This window comes from Cysteiniphilum marinum, from assembly GCF_014857925.1.
Taxonomy (GTDB): Bacteria; Pseudomonadota; Gammaproteobacteria; order Francisellales; family Francisellaceae; genus Caedibacter; species Caedibacter marinus.
Map to the genome: position 1 here is coordinate 1 of NZ_JACYVZ010000020.1, position 19,493 is coordinate 19,493.

16 protein-coding genes are annotated in these 19,493 nt (G+C 38.4%); 11 read left to right on the forward strand and 5 right to left on the reverse strand.

Translation table 11 applies throughout. From position 1 onward, the window contains the following. Positions 1 to 587 (forward strand): IS3 family transposase (locus tag IE867_RS09375; RefSeq protein WP_192484465.1); only part of this gene is annotated, 587 nt, incomplete at its 5' end. A 78-nt stretch (positions 588 to 665) separates the two neighbouring features. On the opposite strand, the gene IE867_RS14900 is transcribed toward IE867_RS09375, so the two are convergent. Next, positions 666 to 1,403 carry a response regulator transcription factor gene (locus tag IE867_RS14900; RefSeq protein WP_192484466.1) on the reverse strand — a complete coding sequence of 246 codons (738 nt, stop codon included), beginning with the start codon at positions 1,401 to 1,403 and terminating at the stop codon, positions 666 to 668. Between the two features lie 363 nt (positions 1,404 to 1,766). On the opposite strand from IE867_RS14900, the gene IE867_RS09385 reads away from it, so the two are divergent. From IE867_RS09385 to IE867_RS09415, 7 genes are all read left to right on the forward strand, one after another. Next, complete coding sequence (locus tag IE867_RS09385) at positions 1,767 to 3,035, forward strand: MFS transporter (RefSeq protein WP_192484467.1); 1,269 nt, start codon at positions 1,767 to 1,769, stop codon at positions 3,033 to 3,035. Positions 3,036 to 3,464: 429 nt separating this feature from the next. Next, a complete protein-coding gene (locus IE867_RS09390) occupies positions 3,465 to 3,998 on the forward strand; it encodes a disulfide bond formation protein B (protein ID WP_192484468.1) in 534 nt (177 codons plus the stop codon). 3 nt (positions 3,999 to 4,001) lie between these two features. Then, entirely contained in the window at positions 4,002 to 5,207 is a 1,206-nt protein-coding gene (locus IE867_RS09395; RefSeq protein ID WP_192484469.1) for an efflux RND transporter periplasmic adaptor subunit, read from the forward strand. An 11-nt stretch (positions 5,208 to 5,218) separates the two neighbouring features. Then, entirely contained in the window at positions 5,219 to 8,332 is a 3,114-nt protein-coding gene (locus tag IE867_RS09400; protein ID WP_192484470.1) for an efflux RND transporter permease subunit, read from the forward strand. Between the two features lie 237 nt (positions 8,333 to 8,569). Then, complete coding sequence (locus tag IE867_RS09405; protein ID WP_192484471.1) at positions 8,570 to 9,694, forward strand: ABC transporter ATP-binding protein; 1,125 nt, start codon at positions 8,570 to 8,572, stop codon at positions 9,692 to 9,694. After that, positions 9,691 to 10,608 carry an ABC transporter permease gene (locus IE867_RS09410; RefSeq protein ID WP_192484472.1) on the forward strand — a complete coding sequence of 306 codons (918 nt, stop codon included), beginning with the start codon at positions 9,691 to 9,693 and terminating at the stop codon, positions 10,606 to 10,608. Before IE867_RS09405 ends, IE867_RS09410 begins: the two co-directional genes overlap by 4 nt. Beyond that, positions 10,608 to 11,435 (forward strand): ABC transporter permease, encoded by an 828-nt coding sequence (locus tag IE867_RS09415; RefSeq protein ID WP_192484473.1) that lies wholly within the window; start codon positions 10,608 to 10,610, stop codon positions 11,433 to 11,435. The genes IE867_RS09410 and IE867_RS09415 overlap by 1 nt, the downstream gene beginning before the upstream one ends. Here IE867_RS09415 and IE867_RS09420 read toward each other — a convergent pair whose 3' ends face one another. Continuing rightward, on the reverse strand, positions 11,436 to 13,898 hold the full coding sequence (locus tag IE867_RS09420) for a TcfC E-set like domain-containing protein (RefSeq protein ID WP_192484474.1): 2,463 nt from the start codon (positions 13,896 to 13,898) through the stop codon (positions 11,436 to 11,438). A gap of 181 nt (positions 13,899 to 14,079) precedes the next feature. Here IE867_RS09420 and IE867_RS09425 point away from each other — a divergent pair, with 181 nt between their 5' ends. Genes IE867_RS09425 through IE867_RS09435 form a run of 3 tightly spaced genes read left to right on the forward strand, consistent with a single transcriptional unit; the run spans position 14,080 to position 16,035 of the window. Continuing rightward, positions 14,080 to 14,655 (forward strand): hypothetical protein, encoded by a 576-nt coding sequence (locus tag IE867_RS09425; RefSeq protein ID WP_192484475.1) that lies wholly within the window; start codon positions 14,080 to 14,082, stop codon positions 14,653 to 14,655. Further along, on the forward strand, positions 14,630 to 15,208 hold the full coding sequence (locus IE867_RS09430; protein WP_192484476.1) for a hypothetical protein: 579 nt from the start codon (positions 14,630 to 14,632) through the stop codon (positions 15,206 to 15,208). Before IE867_RS09425 ends, IE867_RS09430 begins: the two co-directional genes overlap by 26 nt. A 35-nt stretch (positions 15,209 to 15,243) precedes the next feature. Beyond that, a complete protein-coding gene (locus tag IE867_RS09435) occupies positions 15,244 to 16,035 on the forward strand; it encodes a fimbria/pilus periplasmic chaperone (protein WP_192484477.1) in 792 nt (263 codons plus the stop codon). Here IE867_RS09435 and IE867_RS09440 read toward each other — a convergent pair. Genes IE867_RS09440 through rluB form a run of 3 tightly spaced genes read right to left on the reverse strand, consistent with a single transcriptional unit; the run spans position 16,013 to position 19,471 of the window. Next, positions 16,013 to 17,404 (reverse strand): phosphomannomutase/phosphoglucomutase, encoded by a 1,392-nt coding sequence (locus tag IE867_RS09440; protein ID WP_192484478.1) that lies wholly within the window; start codon positions 17,402 to 17,404, stop codon positions 16,013 to 16,015. The genes IE867_RS09435 and IE867_RS09440 overlap by 23 nt on opposite strands. A 37-nt stretch (positions 17,405 to 17,441) precedes the next feature. Further along, on the reverse strand, positions 17,442 to 18,623 hold the full coding sequence (locus tag IE867_RS09445) for a class I SAM-dependent methyltransferase (RefSeq protein WP_192484479.1): 1,182 nt from the start codon (positions 18,621 to 18,623) through the stop codon (positions 17,442 to 17,444). Between the two features lie 2 nt (positions 18,624 to 18,625). Next, positions 18,626 to 19,471, reverse strand: coding sequence for a 23S rRNA pseudouridine(2605) synthase RluB (gene rluB / locus IE867_RS09450; RefSeq protein WP_192484480.1), 846 nt, complete (start codon positions 19,469 to 19,471; stop codon positions 18,626 to 18,628). Positions 19,472 to 19,493 lie beyond the last annotated feature (22 nt).

Genomic DNA, 19,493 nt, shown 5'->3' on the forward strand with positions numbered 1-19,493 from the left:
TTGACCAAGCAAATATGGTTTGGTGTACAGATTTGACTTACATTCGCCTAAATCAAGGCTTTATCTACTTATCTGTGATCATGGATTGGTATAGTCGTTATGTGCTTAGTTGGGGACTTAGCAACTCCATGGAAGCCTCATTCTGTGTTGGCACATTAGAAGATGCGTTATTGCATTACGGAAAGCCTGATATTTTTAACAGTGATCAAGGGTCTCAGTATACCAGCACTGAATTTACAGGGCTTCTTTTAGCAAATGATATTAAGATTAGCATGGACGGTCGAGGTCGTGCCTTTGATAATATTTTTATAGAACGCTTGTGGCGTAGCGTTAAATATGAGGAGGTTTACATAAAAGATTATGCTGATATGCAAGAAGCCAAACGCTCATTAAAACGATACTTTGAGTTTTACAATTATGAAAGACATCATCAAGGTCTTGCGTATAAAAAACCAGCTGAGGTTTACTTTAACACTAGCTATAAAAATGCTGATGCTGACGCATTTAAAGAGAAACTATTATTAGGTTTAAAACCAAATGAAAACATTTGTTTGAAGCCTATAGTTGATGAGTTGAATTTGCAGTAGAAAAATATCCCATTTTTATTGCAAAGTGGTCTAGACAATGGGGAGTACTTTATTAAACACGTATAAAGACGTAAAAATTTAATAAAAATAACTCACCAATGGCTCAATCAACACCATCAATTCAGCTCGACTTCGCACTGAAAATTTGCGATAGGCTGACTGCAAATGTTTCTCAAAAGTGCGTGGTGATATCGCCATCTCATTGGCAAGCTCAATATTTGACGTCTCTGGATAATCACAACATAATTGCACAATCTCCTTTTCTCTAACAGTTAACACCTTAAAAGGGTCATCATGCATCAGTGACTGAGTTTCAAAATCTAGTTTAACCGGTTGTATATGCGCTTTAATATTCGGACAACGCATGATGAGCTTCTTAAAAGAATCCGAATAAACCAATTCTCGTAATTTATTCAGTAGAAAATTGTTACACAAATGATAACAAGCATTAAAAGCAAATTTAAACTGCAAGAAAACCAACACAAACTGTGCAGATGAATATTTAAATTTAAATAGCAAACTATCTCCCCCTTTACCAATTTGATGAAAATAGTCTGAACGAATATTTGCATAAGATAATAAATGTGAGTAAATAATTTGCTTTGGCATTTTTTGCACATTGGCATAACTATAGCATGGACAGCACTGTGCCAGATCACTCAATAGAAAATATTGACTCACCTGACTATCAATTAACGTTATTGCTCTGACTTCATCCTCAGCCACTAACGCAGCTGCTAACCCCTGAGCATTTGCAAAATCGACAACACCCTTAGCCTGCCGCAGCAAGCAATGACTTAAAATTTTGACTGGCACTTCGCACTTACCCCATTTTATTTAGACTCAAACAACGTTGACTTAAATATGACAACCTATGTTAATTGAGCGCCTATTGACACTTTAGCGCCAAGATCTTTCAAAATAATTACATTTACGTAACCGTTGCTTGCATCAAGATAAAACAATCAAAGCAAATTAAAATAGGTGGATTACCTATACTCAAACACGAAGGAGAAAAGCACTACACACTGCTTGATCTTAAATCAGCGCTTGAGATCATAGAAAAACAACGGGTTTAAATTCGTTACACTTTATGCAAAAGTATTTAGCATTTGCGCATTGCAATCGCTTTAGCGCAAAGTCATAATGCTTTTTCGTTTAAAAAACTCTCATTAAATTTTGAAAGCGACAATAACAACCAATAAAGTACATTTAAGTTTATTCATCTGGTTTTTGGGTGCATTTTTCTTCTTTTGCGAGTATTTCCTGCGCGTCTCCCCAAGTGTGATGCTGCCGCAATTATCCGACAAGTTCTCGGTAACTGCCGCAGGACTCGGTGCTTTATCTGCCTTTTTCTATTACCCATACATTCTCATGCAAATACCCGTTGGCATGATTACCGATAAATTTGGCCCTAAAAAGGTGATGATGTTAGCCGCATTTATCACTGGTATTGCTTGTATTATTTTCGCCCTTGCTAATAGCTTAACACTTGCCATTATTGCACGCATGCTCATGGGTTTTTGTGGTGCATTTGCGTTTGTTGGCACACTGCGTTTAGCGATTAACTTCTTCACTCCGAGCATCTTTGCTATGCTGACCGGCATCACGCAAGCCATGGGTATGCTTGGCGCTGCCGTTGGTGAGGCGCCAATGAGTATTTATGTGCATCATGTTGGCGTTGAGGTTGCGATGCTTAGTTTTGCGATATTATTTTTCATCATCGGTTTTCTTATGCTGTGGATGAGTAAACACAATTCAACGAACCAAGCATTGACAGCTAGCAATAGCAGCAAAATATCCCATGGCATTAAACAAGTGATAAACAATAAAGCACTATGGTTAAACTGCTTGTTTATTGGTTGCTTATATGGTCCGACAACCGTTTTTGCCGAGATGTGGGGTGCGTCATTTACTGCAAGCTTCAGAAGTCTAACACACACGGATGCCGCATTTACCACCAGTCTTATTTTTATTGGCATGGTGTTTGGTTGTCCTTTGTTTGGTTTTTTAAATAGTATGTGTAATGCACTGCAATTAATGCGTTTATCCGCTTTGCTGTGTCTTATCTTAATGATTGTGATTATTTATGTTCCAGGGTTATCATTATTGCAATTACAAGTGATTTATTTTTGCTATGGGATTTGCGATGCTGGCATTATCCCTTCTTATAATCGCTCAGCCCTTTTGGTACCGCGCCAATACTCAGGCATCGCACTTGGTATTACCAATATGTTCTCAGTTTTATTAGGTGCAATAAGTATTCAGCTTGTCGGCATTTTGATTAATCTAGTCAGTAGCGCTCAAATGCAAAGTACACACATCTATCCAGCTGAAATCTATCAACGCATATTTATACTGATTATCGTCTTATTCTGTATTTGTTTGGCACTCTCTTTCAAGATGAAACCCATATCAAAATCAACATCACTTGCACATGTTTCGTAACATTAACCTGATTTGATATAAAAAATCACAAACCCTGTTGGATTTACTGCAAACCCTCGTTAAAATGAACGTCTGTTCTAATCTGGGGTTAAAGAAGCAGTAAGTAGCTATGCAAATATTATTCAATTGGCATAATTTTAATGTTTTTACAACTTTTCGTCATTATTTTCAGCGAGCATCTACTATGCTATACCACTCGTCAATCATTTTACGGTGTTGGGTGCCGAAGAATTTTTTGATACTTTTGATTGATTGGACTGCAGGTAATATCTGGGACTATTGCCAAAGTTCGATCACTCAAAAGGGCGTAAAATTCAATGGCAAAAATGCTGCAAGATGGTTTATGGGTGGTATAGATAATGACTTCAGCGCTTTTTGCTCTATAATGACCAAAACGCACAAAGCAACTTGAGTTTAAAGGAAATCAATATGCACGGATTTAAAAGCCCGCAAATCTATTTAAGAACATTTATCATCGGTCTTTTGGTGATTGCTGGCATTATCTATTTTGAACTAACTGGTTTAAAACCTTGTCCGATGTGTTTATTGCAGCAATTTGCTATTTTATTGATTAGCATTATTGCACTTATCGCCCTTATCCATAAACCTAAAATACAGGGTGTGCGCATTTATAGTTTCACCCTTGGTGTGATTGCATTACTCGGTGCCTTGGTGGCCTTAAAGCAAGTATGGATGCAAATAAACCCAAGTGAATATGTTGGCAGCTGTGAAGCCGGTGTCGATAGTTTATTTCAAAATCTACCTTTTTTGGATTTCTTAAAGTCGCTTTTCACAAGTGGACCTGACTGCTCACAAGTTGACTGGCAACTGTTTGGTTTAAGCATGGCAAGTTATAGTTTTATTATCTTTATCGTACTTAGTACGCTACATTTTTGGCAGTTTCTATTTTATAACCCTCGTCATTTAGTAAATAAAACAAAAAATATGAAAACAGAAGGATAAATCATGGCTGAACTCTCCCTAAAAGCACCCAAGAAAAAGCTTATTAAAGCTTTTATCATCGTCATTGCCATTCTTGTCGTTATTTTTGGCGGCATCTTTGGCTTTGCTAGTTTTGTCAACGGTAAAAAGGCTTCAGCCATGGCAACTTGGAAAATGCAAGCACCTGAAGTCACCGCTACTGCCGCCAAATCTGAAACGTGGTATCCAAGTGTGAAGACCATTGGTGAAGCTGTCGCCATCCAAAATGTCAATGTTACCGCTCAAGCTTCAGGTTTAGTCTCAACCATCTCTTTTGAAGCCGGACAAATGGTTAAAAAAGGTGACGTGTTATTCACACTTGATACTGAGCAATTACAAGCACAACTAAAGCAAGCACAAGCTGATTTGGAACTTGCTAGAATCACCTACCAACGTGATGCTGACCTTTTAAAACAACAAGCCGTCTCACAACAAACGGCAGATCAATCAAAAGCAAAATATGATGCTAATCTTGCTAATGTTGAATCGATTCAAGCGGATATCAACTACCGCACGGTAAAAGCACCATTTGATGGCAAGATTGGTTTGCGTCAAATCAGCTTAGGACAATATTTTAGTGCTGGCAACAGTGCAGCAACGTTAACTGAAATATCACCGATTTATATTGATTTTAGTATTCCACAGAATAACTTTAGCAATGTTAAGGTTGGTGGTGATATTAAGTTTACATCTGACGCTTATCCAGGTGTTACTTTCAAGGCAAAAATCACTGCCATTAACTCACAAATCACCAGTGACAACAGAGCGCTTAATATTCAAGCAACCTTTGATAATAAAGATCAACAACATTTGATCTATCCTGGTATGTTTCTTGATGTCAGTTTAATTTTACCACCGATTCCAAACACCATCATTATTCCACGCAATGCCGTAAGCTATACCCTATATGGTGAAACGGTTTATGTGCTTGTGCCTGATTTTAAAGACGGGCAACCGGTGATGTCTGAATATAGTGCCATGAAAGATGGTCAAGTTCAGCTTGTATCAACAGGCAAGCAACAATATACCGCGAAGCAGGTTCCGGTTAAGACGACCATGACCAATGACAATAAAGTCATCGTTCGAGGCATTAAAGCCGGTGAGATGGTTGCGACCTCTGGTCAAAACAAACTGCAAAATGGTGTTAGTGTTGTTATCAATAATGACGTTGACTTCAAAAACAACCCATAGGAAAACGGCATATGCATTTTATTGATATTTTTATAAAACGGCCTGTGCTATCAACGGTAATCAGTTTACTGATACTCGTTGCTGGGATAGGAACTGCATTTACCTTGCAGGTACGTCAGTACCCATATATGAACAATGCGACGATTATTGTCACCACCGCGTATCCGGGTGCTAATCCTGAAATCATTCAAGGGTTTATCACAACGCCATTAGAGCAATCGGTTGGTGCAGCTGATGGTATTGATTACATGACATCACAAAGTGTACTTGGTTTAAGTACGCTTACGATTAACGTTAAACTTGGCGCTGATCCTAATAATGTCCTAAGCCAAGTGGTACAAAAAGTCAACGCAGTACAAAATAAGATGCCAAATGGTGCACAATCACCATCGATTGATATGCAATCAGGTAACTCATTCCCATCACTTATTTTGGGCTTTACCAGTGATGCTTTAAATGAACAAGAAATTACTGCTTATATCAAAAACCAACTAACGCCTAAACTGCAATCTTTAGGCGGCATCTCCAATGTCATCATTTGGGGGGAAAAAGACTATGCCATGCGTGTCTGGCTAAACTATGACAAGATGGCACGCTTTAATGTTACACCGGATGATATCGCTAACGCGTTGCAAGCCAATAGTTTGATTGCTGCCGGTGGTCAAATTAAAGGTCCTTATTTTAATGTCACACTTAACCCTACAACTAACCTTGATAATGCACAAACGTATAAACAATTAGTTGTTAAAAATGAAAATGGCAATCTCGTTCGTTTAGGTGATGTTGCAACGGTTGAATTAGGAGCTCAAAACTATACTGCCAATGTCAGCTTCAATGGCAAATATGGTGTTTTTGCTGGTGTTGTCGCCGCATCTGATGCTAACGTATTGACTGTTGTTGATAATATCATGAAAGACTTGCCAAGTATTAAAGCAAGTCTACCAACTGGTTTAAACATGAATATTGTCTACAATAATACCACTTATATTAAATCGTCTATTGAAGATGTTGTAAAAACATTGATTGAAGCAATAATTATTGTAACTGTTGTCTTATTCTTATTTATTGGTTCTTTTAGATCCGTTGTTATTCCTATTGTTGCCATCCCACTATCGATGATTGGCGCCTTCTTACTCATGTTTTTAATGGGCTTTTCCATTAACCTCTTAACGCTCTTGGCAATGGTACTTGCCATTGGTTTGGTGGTTGATGATGCCATTGTTGTACTCGAGAATATTTACCGACATATTGAAGAGGGTAAAACACCTTTTGAAGCATCTATCCAAGGTGCCCGAGAAATTGCCAATCCCGTTATTTTAATGACATTAACCCTTGTCGCTGTTTATTTACCGATTGGGATGATGGGGGGCTTAACGGGGATCTTATTTACTGAATTTGCTTACTCATTAGCAGGAGCGGTTGTTATCTCTGGGATTGTCGCTTATACATTCTCGCCAATGCTCTGCTCAAAAGTACTCTCTAAATCAATTACCGAGGCGAAAACAGTTAAGTTTATTGATAATTTATTTGAGAAACTTAAGAATGCATATGAGCGTGCCTTGCGTCTTGTTTTCAGCGTGCGCATTGTCGTGATTTTATTTGGTGCTGTTGTTTTAATTAGCTGTTACTCATTATTTATGGGCACAAAATCAGAGTTAGCACCTACCGAAGATCAGGCCTTTATCGGGATTCAAGGAACTGCCCCTTCTCCGGCTAACATTCACTATTTAAATACTTTTGCACCCGCACTTTATAAAGATATGAAAAGCTTACCAGGCGTTGAATCAACCTTTGTGGTCAATGGCTATCCACAGAGTAATAGTAGCTTTGGTGGCGTGGTCTTAAAGCCATGGAGTGAACGCAAAGAAACGCAAATGGAAATCAAACCGGTATTGCAAAACCTGGTCAATAACGTTGCAGGCTCTCAGATATATACCTTTGAAATGCCATCATTACCAGGTATTTCATTTGGTCCACCGATGCAATTTGTGATTCAATCGGTTAATAGCTATCCTGGAATCTACGCCATTGCTAATGATGTCATCAAGAAGATGATGTCAAGCGGTTTGTTTGTCTTTGCACAAAGTGATCTACAATTTGACAATCCGCAAATGATTGTACAAATTGATCGCGAAAAAGCAGCTTCTTTAGGCATTAGCATGCAGCAAATTGCTCAAGCACTTGGTTATGCTTACTCTGGAGGTTATGTGAACTACTTTAGTATGCTGGGTTATAGCTATCAGGTTATTCCTGAGCTTGCTGATAACCTTAAGCTAACCAAAGAGCAACTTGGACAAATCCGTATCACTACCACAAATGGTAAGCTCATTCCATTATCAGCCATTGTGACCTTTAAAACACAAAGTGTGCCACTGAGTTTAAACCGTTTCCAACAGCTCAACTCAGCAACCATTAATGCCGTGACCACACCAGGCGTTAGTCAAGGCCAAGCAATTGAATATATGCAAAACCTAGCTAAGACCGAGTTACCACAAGGGTATACACATGACTATGCAGGATCTGCACGTCAGTTCTTAGAAAACAGCAACCAAATGGCGATTGCTTTCTTATTTGCACTGATAGTGATCTTCTTGATGCTTGCTGCTCAATTTGAAAGCTTTAGAGACCCATTGATTATCTTAATCAGTGTACCGATGTCGATTTGTGGTGCATTAATCCCGCTGTATTTGGGGCAGTTATTTAATTCAGGTTATGCCTCAATCAACATCTACACACAAGTTGGTTTGATCACTTTGATTGGCTTGATTAGTAAGCACGGTATCTTGTTGGTGGAGTTTGCTAATAAACTGCAAGAAGAAGGCTATAGCAAAGTAGAAGCAATTTTAAAATCAGCAGCCCTTCGTCTGCGGCCAATTCTTATGACAACTGCGGCGATGGTTGTGGGTGTTATTCCACTTGTGATTGCCTCAGGTGCGGGAGCTGTAAGTCGCCAATCTATCGGTATTGTCATTGCATCTGGTATGACAATTGGTACCCTTTTCACCCTTTTCGTTGTTCCAGTTGTTTACACTTATCTTGCGAAGGATCGCCGTGTATTGATCGAACGTTGGAAAGAAGAAGATAAGATCATCGCACAAATCAATAAAGATCATCATTTAGAATAATTTCTCATAGGGCGTATTCAATACGCTGCTACATTTTTTGTCAACAAGGCGTATGCAATACGCCGCTACTTTTCTATTTTGACATCATTAAAACGTTGCAATACGCATCACACTTTTTATCAACAAGGCATATGCAGTACGCCGCTACTATATATTTTTGCTTTCTATTTTATAAAAACCCCTTTATCCTATAGCCTGATTTTTTAACACGATTAACAGATGGGGGATTTATGCCCAATGGAGAGAACAACTAATAACAAAAAACCACTCATTAGCATTCGCAATTTAGTGAAACGTTTTGATGATGGTCATACTGCTGTTGATGGTATTTCTTTAGATATTTACCCAAAAGAATTTTTCGCATTGCTTGGTAGCTCAGGTAGTGGTAAGAGTACTTTACTTAGACTCTTAGCTGGATTTGAGCAACCCACTGACGGCAAAATATTAATTGATGGCGTGGATATGACCAATATTCCACCATATAATCGCCCGATTAATATGATGTTTCAGTCTTATGCCTTGTTTCCACACATGACCATTGAACAGAATATCATGTTTGGTTTAAAGCAAGATAAACTGCCTAAAGATGAGATTGTTAAGCGCACGGCATCCGCGCTTAAGATTATTAAGATGGAGCATTTAGCCAAACGTAAACCCCATCAACTATCGGGTGGTCAGCGCCAACGTGCAGCATTAGCGCGTTGCTTGGCGAAGCGTCCTAAGCTTATTTTGTTAGATGAGCCATTATCGGCTCTTGATAAAAACTTACGTGATCAAATGAAGTTTGAATTAGTGGATATTCAAGAGCAAACCGGTAGTACTTTTATCATGGTCACACATGATCAAGAAGAAGCGATGACGATGGCATCACGCATTGGCATTATGTCCGAAGGCTGGCTTGAGCAAGTAAGTCCTCCTCAAGAGGTTTATGAATTCCCGAAAACACGCTTTGTTGCTAACTTTATAGGTAAAAGTGCAGTTTTTGAAGGTGCCATTAGTGAAATCAATGATGACTCAAGTGTTATTGATTCTGATGAGACTAAGTGCTCATTTAAACTTGATCGCCGCATTGATGGTGTTGAGGCACAACAAATCTGGGTTGGACTCCGACCTGAGAAAATATCTATATCGAAAACACCACCTGAAGATTACAACCCAAGTCAACCGGTCAACACAATCGTTGGCAAAGTGAAAGACATTGCTTATATGGGTGGTTTATCAACTTATCACGTTGAAAGTGCAACAGGCAAACGTATCACAGCAACAGACTTTAACGTTGAGCGTAATGCCGATCATCCCACTTGGGAAGATACGGTTTATCTGACGTGGGAACCTGAGAGTATCATGGTGTTGTACTCATGAAATGGCTTCATAATCTTGACCCTCATTTTGTACATAAGTGGCAAAATCGCTTTGTTATTTTGGTACCAATGCTATGGTTTATGGTCTTTCTACTTATTCCATTTTTATTTGTTTTAACCATAAGCTTCACGTTACCTGCCAATGGCACCCCGCCTTTCACTGCGATTTTGCAATACACTGATCATACCTTGCATATTATTCTGCATCTAAGCAACTATATACAAGCGCTAAGTTCTAACTTAGTATTTATTGCTCTGTTTGACTCAGTCAGTGTTGCCTTTTTTACAACAATATTATGTATTCTCATCGGCTATCCGATGGCTTTGGCACTATCGCGTATCAAACGTAAAAATGTTCAGCTAATTTTTCTGATCATGATTATCATCCCTTACTGGACGTCATTTTTATTGCGAACTTATGCGTGGGTGACATTATTAGGCAATCATCAACTCAATGTCTTTTTGATGAAGTTAGGATTACCAAGCATGGCATTGCTATATAATAACTTCTCAATGTATTTAGGCATGGTCTATTGCTATCTGCCCTTTTTGGTATTACCCCTGTATGCCACATTAATTAAATTGGATCCTATTTTAAATGATGCTGCTGCTGATTTAGGTGCCACTCCAATTAAGACGTTTTTTAAAGTCACCTTGCCACTGTCTATGCCAGGGCTTATTGCAGGAAGCTTATTGGTATTTATCCCCGCCGTTGGTGAAGTCGTCGTACCGCAAATCATGGGTGGATTAAATAGTGTTATGATCGGTAGTGTGATCTGGGAGCAATTCTTTACTGCCAATAACTGGGGAATGTCGGCAGCGATGTCGGTTATCTTATTGATTATTTTGGTTATTCCTGTGATTTGGATGCAAAAGATCCAACAACGTCAGGCAAAAGCATCAGGGAGTCTATAATGCGTATTTCCTCTTATTTTTCATACAGCAAAGTAATGCTCATTCTAGGCTTGATATTCCTATACATCCCTTTAGTCATTCTTATTCTTTTCTCATTTAGCAACTCTCAAATCATTAACTTATGGGGTGGGTTTACGCTTGATTGGTATAGGGAGCTTTTTCAAGATAGTGATATTATCAGTGCTGCTTTAATCAGCTTACAAGTCGCCCTTATTGCTTCATTGTGTGCCACAGTGCTTGGCACGATGGTTGCTTATATCATGACACGTTTTAATTACTTCAGAAGTAAAAACTTCCTTTATGGCATGGTCATTACACCTCTGGTGCTTCCAGATATTGTGCTTGGGGTCTCACTGTTATTGATGTTTACCTCATTACAGAATCTTATCGGTTGGCCACATGGTCGCGGCATGATGACGATTATCATCGCACATATTACCTTTTGTACTGCCTATGTGACGATTGTCATGCAAGCGCGTATTGCCAGTGCTGATCGCTCTATTGAGGAAGCAGCAATGGACTTAGGTGCCAAGCCTGCTAAGATTTTCTTTCAGATTACCTTACCACAGATCATCCCCTCATTGATTGCTTCATTTCTATTGGCGTTCACGCTATCGATTGATGATTTGGTCATTACTGAATTTGTCGCAGGAAGCAGTGATCCTACCTTGCCAATGTATATTTACTCAACCGTTAAAAATGGTCCTACACCTGAGATTAACGCGCTAGCCACATTGATGATTGCCATTATCTCAACTTGCGTTGTAGTTGGCGCATACATTGCATTTAAAATGGAACGAAAGCGTAAAAAACAGAAACAAAAATAATTACTTACACTCAACCTGCGATTGCCAAATATACAGATCATCATTGCTTATAGTTGGCAGTTGAATATGGCATGTTTGATCACCTTTTTCAAACGTAAGCTCAGTGCTTGTTGATAAAATATCTGCTTGAATAAAGCCATCATCATTGGTAACACCAACAATTTCATCATTGTGCTTCAATATGGCGTGAGCTAAAGGCTTAAGCTTACCATCATGATCAATCACAATATGCGACATAAATGGCACAACACGCGCTAGATGCCATTGAACTTTTTGAATATTACCTGGGTATAAAACAAGCTTTTTCGCCAATTGGTCATACTGATAACTTTCTGAAGATTTAGGCACAATGGTTAAATTATGATTTTTATAACTTGGCATTAAAAACAAATTACCTGTGCCTTGCCCTTGACCGATTTTAAGATCATTATCATAAATGTCATATTCAACCGCCTTACCCTCAGCATAAACCGATGCCACTACGCCTGAGTTATAAGCACCATCATAGCCAAAGGCGTAATCATTTTGAGCATACGCCATACTTGAATTAACCATGGCAGAAACTTGAGTGGTTTCTTTGGTGATATTACTCTGCACGTTGTATTGTGCTAATTTATTGGCACCATTAGCTGCAATAAAGCCGCTACTGTTATCTTCACTATAGTTAAGTGTGGCACTACTACTTAAATAAGCATTTGGACTACTATAATGAGAATAGTAAACTGACGCTGATTGATTAAATTTACCTTGTGTTTGACCATCATCCATATAATCAGAGCTGGCACTGACATTCCAACGACCTTGTGTAAAGTAAAAGCGAATACCTGCCTGAATCAAATGATCCTGATCAGTCTTAACTGCTGAGAATGTCATATCCGCACTTAAGCCAGAAGTGCTAAATAAATTGCGAGAAAGGCTTATACCATAACGATTTTGGTGTGTGATGGTATTCCAACTATGTGATAGTGATGTACTGACACCTAACCATGAAAAGCTTAAGTTATTTTGCAATTGTAACTGCTGCCCACTTGGCAAAGGATTAAAAAGCTCCCGTCTAGGCATTAATGAATCATTATTATCAATAACGCCTAGAATATTGCTATACCAACTAACGTTACCAAAATTCCACGTACCGGTAATCGATGACGCATATTTGTTGGTGTTTGACACGGTGTTGTACCATGACAGCCTTAAGTTGCCACCAAATAAACTATCTAAACCAAATGTCGCATAAATATCCTCGAAGTTAGACAGCATATTTCCTGTTAATGCTAAGCGATTATTTAAACTCTGTGTCCATTTGGCATTAAATATCGGTTCATCCGTATAGCTTTGCGGATAATAAAAATGCTCATCATTGCTATTGATCGTCTTTTGCAAATAGCCTAATGCAAATTGATAATTTGGCTTATCTACTTCAGGAATCAACGAAAACTTTGTAAAAAACTCTTGTGATACTGTTTTTTTATTAAATTGATCAATAACTTCAATCGTGATGTTATATGAACCATCTGGAAAGCTGTATGTATCAAGCTGCTGTTTCCCTGCGGGTAACTGCTGAGCATAAATCAATTGATTGTCTTTATAAACACGCACTTGCGAGTTGGTTGTTAACAGCACCTCAACTGGTGTGCCTGAATTGCTCGTGCTATAGCTATATACTTCATTATTATTACGCATACTCATACCAATAATATTTTGCTGAGCAAGAATATTATCCCCTGCCGTCATTGTCGTACCTACTGAGACCAGCGCTGGATTCCAATAATAGCGCAAGGTTAAGTTATTAATACTGAGCGTTGGATCACTATCACCATGCTGCGAGAATGTCTGCTCAATCGCAGGTGTCACTAGCAGACTGGTATTACCATAATTAAAGTACTGATTGGTATTGAGATTAAGACTACTGTCATTAAAATCCGTCGTTGAATAGAGTAAAGACGAATTATTAAAATACGAAAAGCTTGAAGTCGAAGACCCCAACATTGGATTAATGGGTCCATTAGTACTTTCTAGAAACTTAGGGTTAATAAAAACATATAAGTTAAGATTACTTGGATTAAATATAACACCTGCCACCTTTGGTGTTAACGCTTTGCAAATATTGCCATAGCCTAAGCTTTTAGGTGCATCTAACTTACAAAGTCTCTCACTATGATTAGGTAGTTTTTGTGATAATGCCTCCAGTACTTTCTGTTTATTCGCATCCGATAAGGTAGGCACTCTATTAATAACACTCTCTGGATTAAGTATTTCAATCGTACCATCATCAAATTTAACCATCGTTGTTGCAACGATACGTCCATTAATATAGACCGGAACGTTCATCGTTGATATTGCTTGATAATTTTCAAATCCTTTAGGGATGCTTTCATCCTCAATCGCACGAATTTCAGCAAAAGCAAACCCACCTTGCAATAGTGCCAGTAGATACATAAAACTTTTTTTGTGCTGAAATACCATTTTCTATCCATTTTATTGTGTGATTCGATATGAGCACATCATATAAAGTGATCAAAATAAAATCAGCATAAAAAACATTAATCTATCTTATAAGGTCATTAAGTGTTTAAATGCCAATTGGTTTCTTTTTAACCTAAGTATCGATTATGCTATAGCCATTATCAGTAAAAAAGGCACTTTGATGAGGATTACAGCAACCATCATCACGATCATGTTGAGCTATGTCACAGGCTTTAGTCATGTTGTAACAACAGGATTGAATTATTATATTCCCTCACGACTAGACTTCACACTTAGCCCGATTACTGGAAGCATTTATTCCAATAGTGAAAGTGTTTATACCAGTGATGTCATGTTTAACCAACATAATCGCTATAACCCAAATGATCGCTATGATTTGGTAGTCAACGCGTTTAACAGCACTTTTCTACCGTTGAAAGAAGATAATAGTATCGTCATTCCATTAGGAAAAGTCGATCAAGGTGTTGCCGAGGTTGGCATAAGCCATATTGCCTTTTTAAATGCCCAAAACAATCGCCTCACCTTACTCAATGGCAGAAACAATTCACACTGTGCCATTGTTGATAATCAGTTGTCATTTTTTGCAAGCGGTCAACCGGTAAATTGTGAACTTGAATTTAGTGGTCAAGCGCTTGTTGAAGAGTTAAAGCGTATGGAGCTTACCTTCAAAGCTGCCAAAATGACACAAGATCAATACACAGGAGTATTATATGTTACGATCAAAAAAACATTATAAATTGCTCTGTATCATCAGTAGCAGTTATTTAGCACTCTCAAGTGTTGGATATGGCCACGGTTTAGGTGAAGCACAACTAGTTATTGATATGCCCAATGCCACCATTAATTTTAATAGTGGCTATTATGATCAAGTCAGTTTAACCGCACATACTGCCAACATTTTTGAAGATAAAAACTATCGCCTAAGCATCACACCACAGCCACCAAACCAATTCACCTCAATCACACAAGATGGCAAAATGGTTTACGGCCTTGGCTTGGGGACTTTACAAAACACACAAACAGGTGCGGTTGTCTCGCTAATTGGCTTTGAAGATAGCCAAAGCAATAGTATCGCCCCAATAAGTGTGATTAACTCAGGCCTATGTCAATACAATGGTGCGCTTCAGGGAATTATCTTCAATAGTACACAATCATCTGGTAGTTGCCAGATGATATTTGATGGTAAGACACTTGCTAAGCTTAACCGCATTATGCTCAATGTTTCGGCAAATGATACGGTAGAGGGACATTGTAACCTCAACATTAATTGGTCACTGCAAACAATTTAATAGATTTAAAGATAAGATAATAAAAGGAGACATTTATGTTAAAACAAATTTTTGCACTTGGTTTATTTGGCTTACTACCACTGCAATTCGCAATAGCAGGGATTTCAGTAACACCACTTGTGCTTAAGCAAAACTCAACAAACACCAAAAACTATACTGATATCAAGGTAAAAAATGAAGGCGATAAACCAGCTTACATTGATGTTATCGCTGAGAAGTTTGACACAAAAATGGGGAAATTTACGCGCTTTGATGGTTTAACAGATCCGAAGAAATTTGGCATGATTGTTTCACCACCCAAATTAGTCATTCCGCCTAAGCAAACTCGTATTGTACGCGCTAATTTATTAAACAAAAACGTGAACGCAGAGGAAGCTTATGCCATTACTATTAATCCTGTGGTTAACGATCTAAAAGGCTTTACTGGCGCTGATGAAAAAGATACTGTCAGTGGTGTGCAGGTTGTTGTTTCTTATAAAGTGCAATTATTTAACCAACCTAAAGACATCAAAAAAGCACTTGATTATCAATATAAAGATGGCCTGCTTACAGTGAAAAATACAGGTAATAGCTATAGTGTCTTACGCAATATGTACGCTTGTGACAAGAGCTTTAAAACATATGGTCTATTGCCTCAGAATAATCAAGATAAACAAACTAAGGCAAAAACGGATGATAAGCTTAGTACATCTACCCAAATCAAAGGATGTAAAGCCCTTGGCAGTGAAGTGATTTATGCCGGAGAAGAAAAAACCTTTACAGTTGATAAAGGAAAACAAGTTGTATTTTATGAAAATGAGTCTTCTAAACTACACACGTACTTATAATCGACTCAACCCACTGGCTAAAATCATCTTTAATACGCGCTAGCGCTTCTTCGCTATCGGCTTCAAAACGCAAGACTAAGCATGGTGTGGTGTTAGATGCACGAACTAACCCCCAACCATCTTTAAACTCAACACGCACACCATCAATGGTAATAACTTTTTCATTATTAAATTTTGCTTGTGCTTGTTTGACTAAGCTATCGACTACAGCAAATTTTTGCTCTTCGGTGACTTCAATATTGATCTCAGGGGTGTTAATACTTTGCGGAATACGTGCAAATATTTGATCTAGAGACGCATCATTATTTGCCAGAATATCTAACAATCTGACACCTGTGTATAATCCATCATCAAAACCAAGCCAACGATCATTAAAGAACGTATGCCCACTCATCTCACCGGCAAGCTCAGCACCCGTTTCTTTGATTTTCTTTTTAATCAGCGCATGTCCTGTTTGTGACATAATCGGTTTACCACCAAGATTTTGAACAAACTCAGCAAGATTCTTAGTGCACTTAACATCAAATAAGATGGTTGCTTGTGGATGCGCTTTTAATACATCTTCAGCATAAAGCATCAACTGACGATCTGGGAAAATATTCTCACCGTTTGGTGTGATCACACCTAAGCGATCACCATCACCGTCAAAAGCCAAACCAACATCAGCATTATGTGCTTTAACCGCAGCGATAAGGTCTTTCAAATTAGCAGGTTTACTTGGGTCAGGATGATGATTTGGGAATGTACCATCAATCTCACAAAATAGCTCAATAACTTCGCAACCCAGCTTTCTAAACAATTTAGGAGCAATTTCACCTGTGATGCCATTGCCTGCATCAATCACAATTTTCAACGGTTTAGCGAGCTTTTCTTGTTTGGCAATATAATCAATATACTTATCAGCAATCGCAAGTGATTGATAAGCACCGACTTTATATTCTTTTGCTTCACCCTTTACAATGATTTGCTTTAATACTTGAATATCATCTTGTGCTAAGGTGTGTCCGCCAATCATCATTTTAAGACCATTGTAATTCGCGGGATTATGACTGCCTGTCAACATAATTCCTGTGCCACTGCCTTGTGTTTTTGCAGCAAAGTAAAGTACAGGTGTCGGCACCGCACCAACGTCAATTACATCACAACCTCCAGCTTGCAAACCTTCCGCTAATGACTTTAATAAGCTTGGACCTGATAAACGACCATCACGCGCGATAAAGACCTTCTGCTCACCTTGAGCACGCGCCTGCTTCGCGAATGCTACACCGATATTAAACACAACGTTCTCATTTAGGTCTTCAGGATAAGTCCCACGAATATCATACGCCCTAAAAATATGCTCAGGTGTTAACGCATTTTCTTTAAACAATTTATAACTCCTTTAACTTTTATAACTTTTACATCTTTCACAATAAATAACTTACATCAACATCATCAAATGCTTCAATTACATCATCATAGTCAACAGATAAAGCCATGACTTTAAAATTCTCAGCTAATTCAGTACTCAATGTCAGTAATTTCAACTCTTGATTTAATCGTAATATTTCTTTTTCATTTAAATCTGTTTGCTGCTTTTCATAAGCACACATAATTCCTGCTTGACTTAAAAAACTGCCTTGTGTGGCAAAACCATCAAGCACAAAGCCAAGATTCTCAGCATATTCAGCAACAGCTGTAAAATCAACATGTGCCGTAATATCTTGCACACCAGTGTAAATCAACGGATTATCATGCACATGGTGCTTGAAATAGCATTGCAATGTGCCTTTACTGCGCGCGTTACTATAATACAAATCACGCTGATAACCATAATCACAGATAAAAACCACACCTCGATTTAACACACTATGAATTGATGTTAGCCACGGCTTGATCCATAGATTAATTTCTGTTTGATAATCATTAATAGATAGCAAATTCTCTAATGGTAAACGCTTAATCGCTGCTGTTAATAATGGATCAGTAATATCCTCATCACACCAAATAAATTGATCTTGTTGATGATCAACCATCATGCGTTTTGCTACCTTTTCCTTAATAGTAATCAACTCAACCGGCATGGCATCGATTACTTCATTGGCAAAGACAATGGCATTAAGCTTTTCTGTTGGCAATGTATCTAACCAATGAATATGGTGATAATAATCCCCTAATGACTTTAATAAACGCTGTTGCTCAAGCTTCAAATCAGGGCTTAGCTCAATAATATAATAGGCATGGGGCAAAGCATTAAGAGACTTAAGGTGTTGCAAACAATCCAAAGCAAATTTTCCCGTACCTGCACCAAACTCAATAATGACAGGATTGTCACCCAGTTTTGGCAAGATATCCGCAAATTGTAAGGCAAAGGTTTGCCCAAAAAGGCTTGAGCTCATCGGTGCTGTCATAAAGTCACCTGATTCGCCAAGCTTTGGTTTATTCGCTGTGTAATACCCTAAATTTGGCGAATATAATGCCTCTTGCATAAAGCGCTTAAAACTAATGGGCGACTTATTGTTAGCAATGACATTGGCAATATGAGCACACATTTCTGCCACACGCAAACGCTCATCTGAATTTAATTCTGGCAGGGTTGTTTGATTCATTATTAACGCTTACGATCTAATTTATCCAATAGACTCTTAGGGAAATAAAAACGTTTCATCTTAACACTTTGACGTAAAGCATTAACATCTTGCGGGCTTAGTTCTTCTGATTTACCAGCACTTAAATATCTTGGTAAAGTGGTATTGCCATAACGCACACGTGTTAGGCGACTTACTTGCACACCAACAGCTTCAAACATTCGCCTTACTTCGCGATTTCGTCCCTCTGACAAGGTCACATGATACCATTTGTTCATGCCCTCACCACCTACAAAACGCACACTACTAAACTTAGCCTCACCATCGTCAAGCATAATACCCATTTTAAGCTGCTCGATCACACTATCTTCAATATCACCGAATAAGCGCACGGCATACTCACGCTCAACTTCATACGATGGATGCATTAAGCGATTAGCAAGCTCACCATCAGTAGTAAATAACAATAATCCCGTGGTGTTAATATCTAAGCGTCCAACCATAATCCAGCGTCCAACCTTCAACCTTGGCAAGGCATCAAATACTGTTTTACGTCCTTCAGGATCACTCTTTGTGCAAATCTCACCATCAGGCTTATTGTAGATGATGACTCGAGGACGCGATAATACAACCGCTTGGTTACGCAATGGCTTGCCATCAACAATGATCTTATCATCAAATGATGCACGATCGCCGATTTGTGCAACTTTACCATTCACACTCACGCGTCCGGCGAGAATTTTCTCTTCCATCTTGCGCCGTGAACCAAGACCTGCCAATGCTAAGAGTTTCTGCAGCTTGTCTTTATGGTCACTATTTGATTTAGGATTTCGATTATTTTGCTTATTTTGACTATTTCGATTACGCATTTTTATGTACTTCGTAGAATAA

Bases quoted from the DNA above. Each gene is read 5' to 3' on its own strand.
- IE867_RS09390 (WP_192484468.1), top strand. From the start codon at position 3,465: ATGCACGGATTTAAAAGCCCGCAAATCTATTTAAGAACATTTATCATC.
- IE867_RS09395 (WP_192484469.1), top strand. From the start codon at position 4,002: ATGGCTGAACTCTCCCTAAAAGCACCCAAGAAAAAGCTTATTAAAGCT.
- IE867_RS09400 (WP_192484470.1), top strand. From the start codon at position 5,219: ATGCATTTTATTGATATTTTTATAAAACGGCCTGTGCTATCAACGGTA.
- IE867_RS09405 (WP_192484471.1), top strand. From the start codon at position 8,570: ATGGAGAGAACAACTAATAACAAAAAACCACTCATTAGCATTCGCAAT.
- IE867_RS09410 (WP_192484472.1), top strand. From the start codon at position 9,691: ATGAAATGGCTTCATAATCTTGACCCTCATTTTGTACATAAGTGGCAA.
- IE867_RS09415 (WP_192484473.1), top strand. From the start codon at position 10,608: ATGCGTATTTCCTCTTATTTTTCATACAGCAAAGTAATGCTCATTCTA.
- IE867_RS09420 (WP_192484474.1), bottom strand. From the start codon at position 13,898: ATGGTATTTCAGCACAAAAAAAGTTTTATGTATCTACTGGCACTATTG.
- IE867_RS09425 (WP_192484475.1), top strand. From the start codon at position 14,080: ATGAGGATTACAGCAACCATCATCACGATCATGTTGAGCTATGTCACA.
- IE867_RS09430 (WP_192484476.1), top strand. From the start codon at position 14,630: ATGTTACGATCAAAAAAACATTATAAATTGCTCTGTATCATCAGTAGC.
- IE867_RS09435 (WP_192484477.1), top strand. From the start codon at position 15,244: ATGTTAAAACAAATTTTTGCACTTGGTTTATTTGGCTTACTACCACTG.
- IE867_RS09445 (WP_192484479.1), bottom strand. From the start codon at position 18,623: ATGAATCAAACAACCCTGCCAGAATTAAATTCAGATGAGCGTTTGCGT.
- rluB (WP_192484480.1), bottom strand. From the start codon at position 19,471: ATGCGTAATCGAAATAGTCAAAATAAGCAAAATAATCGAAATCCTAAA.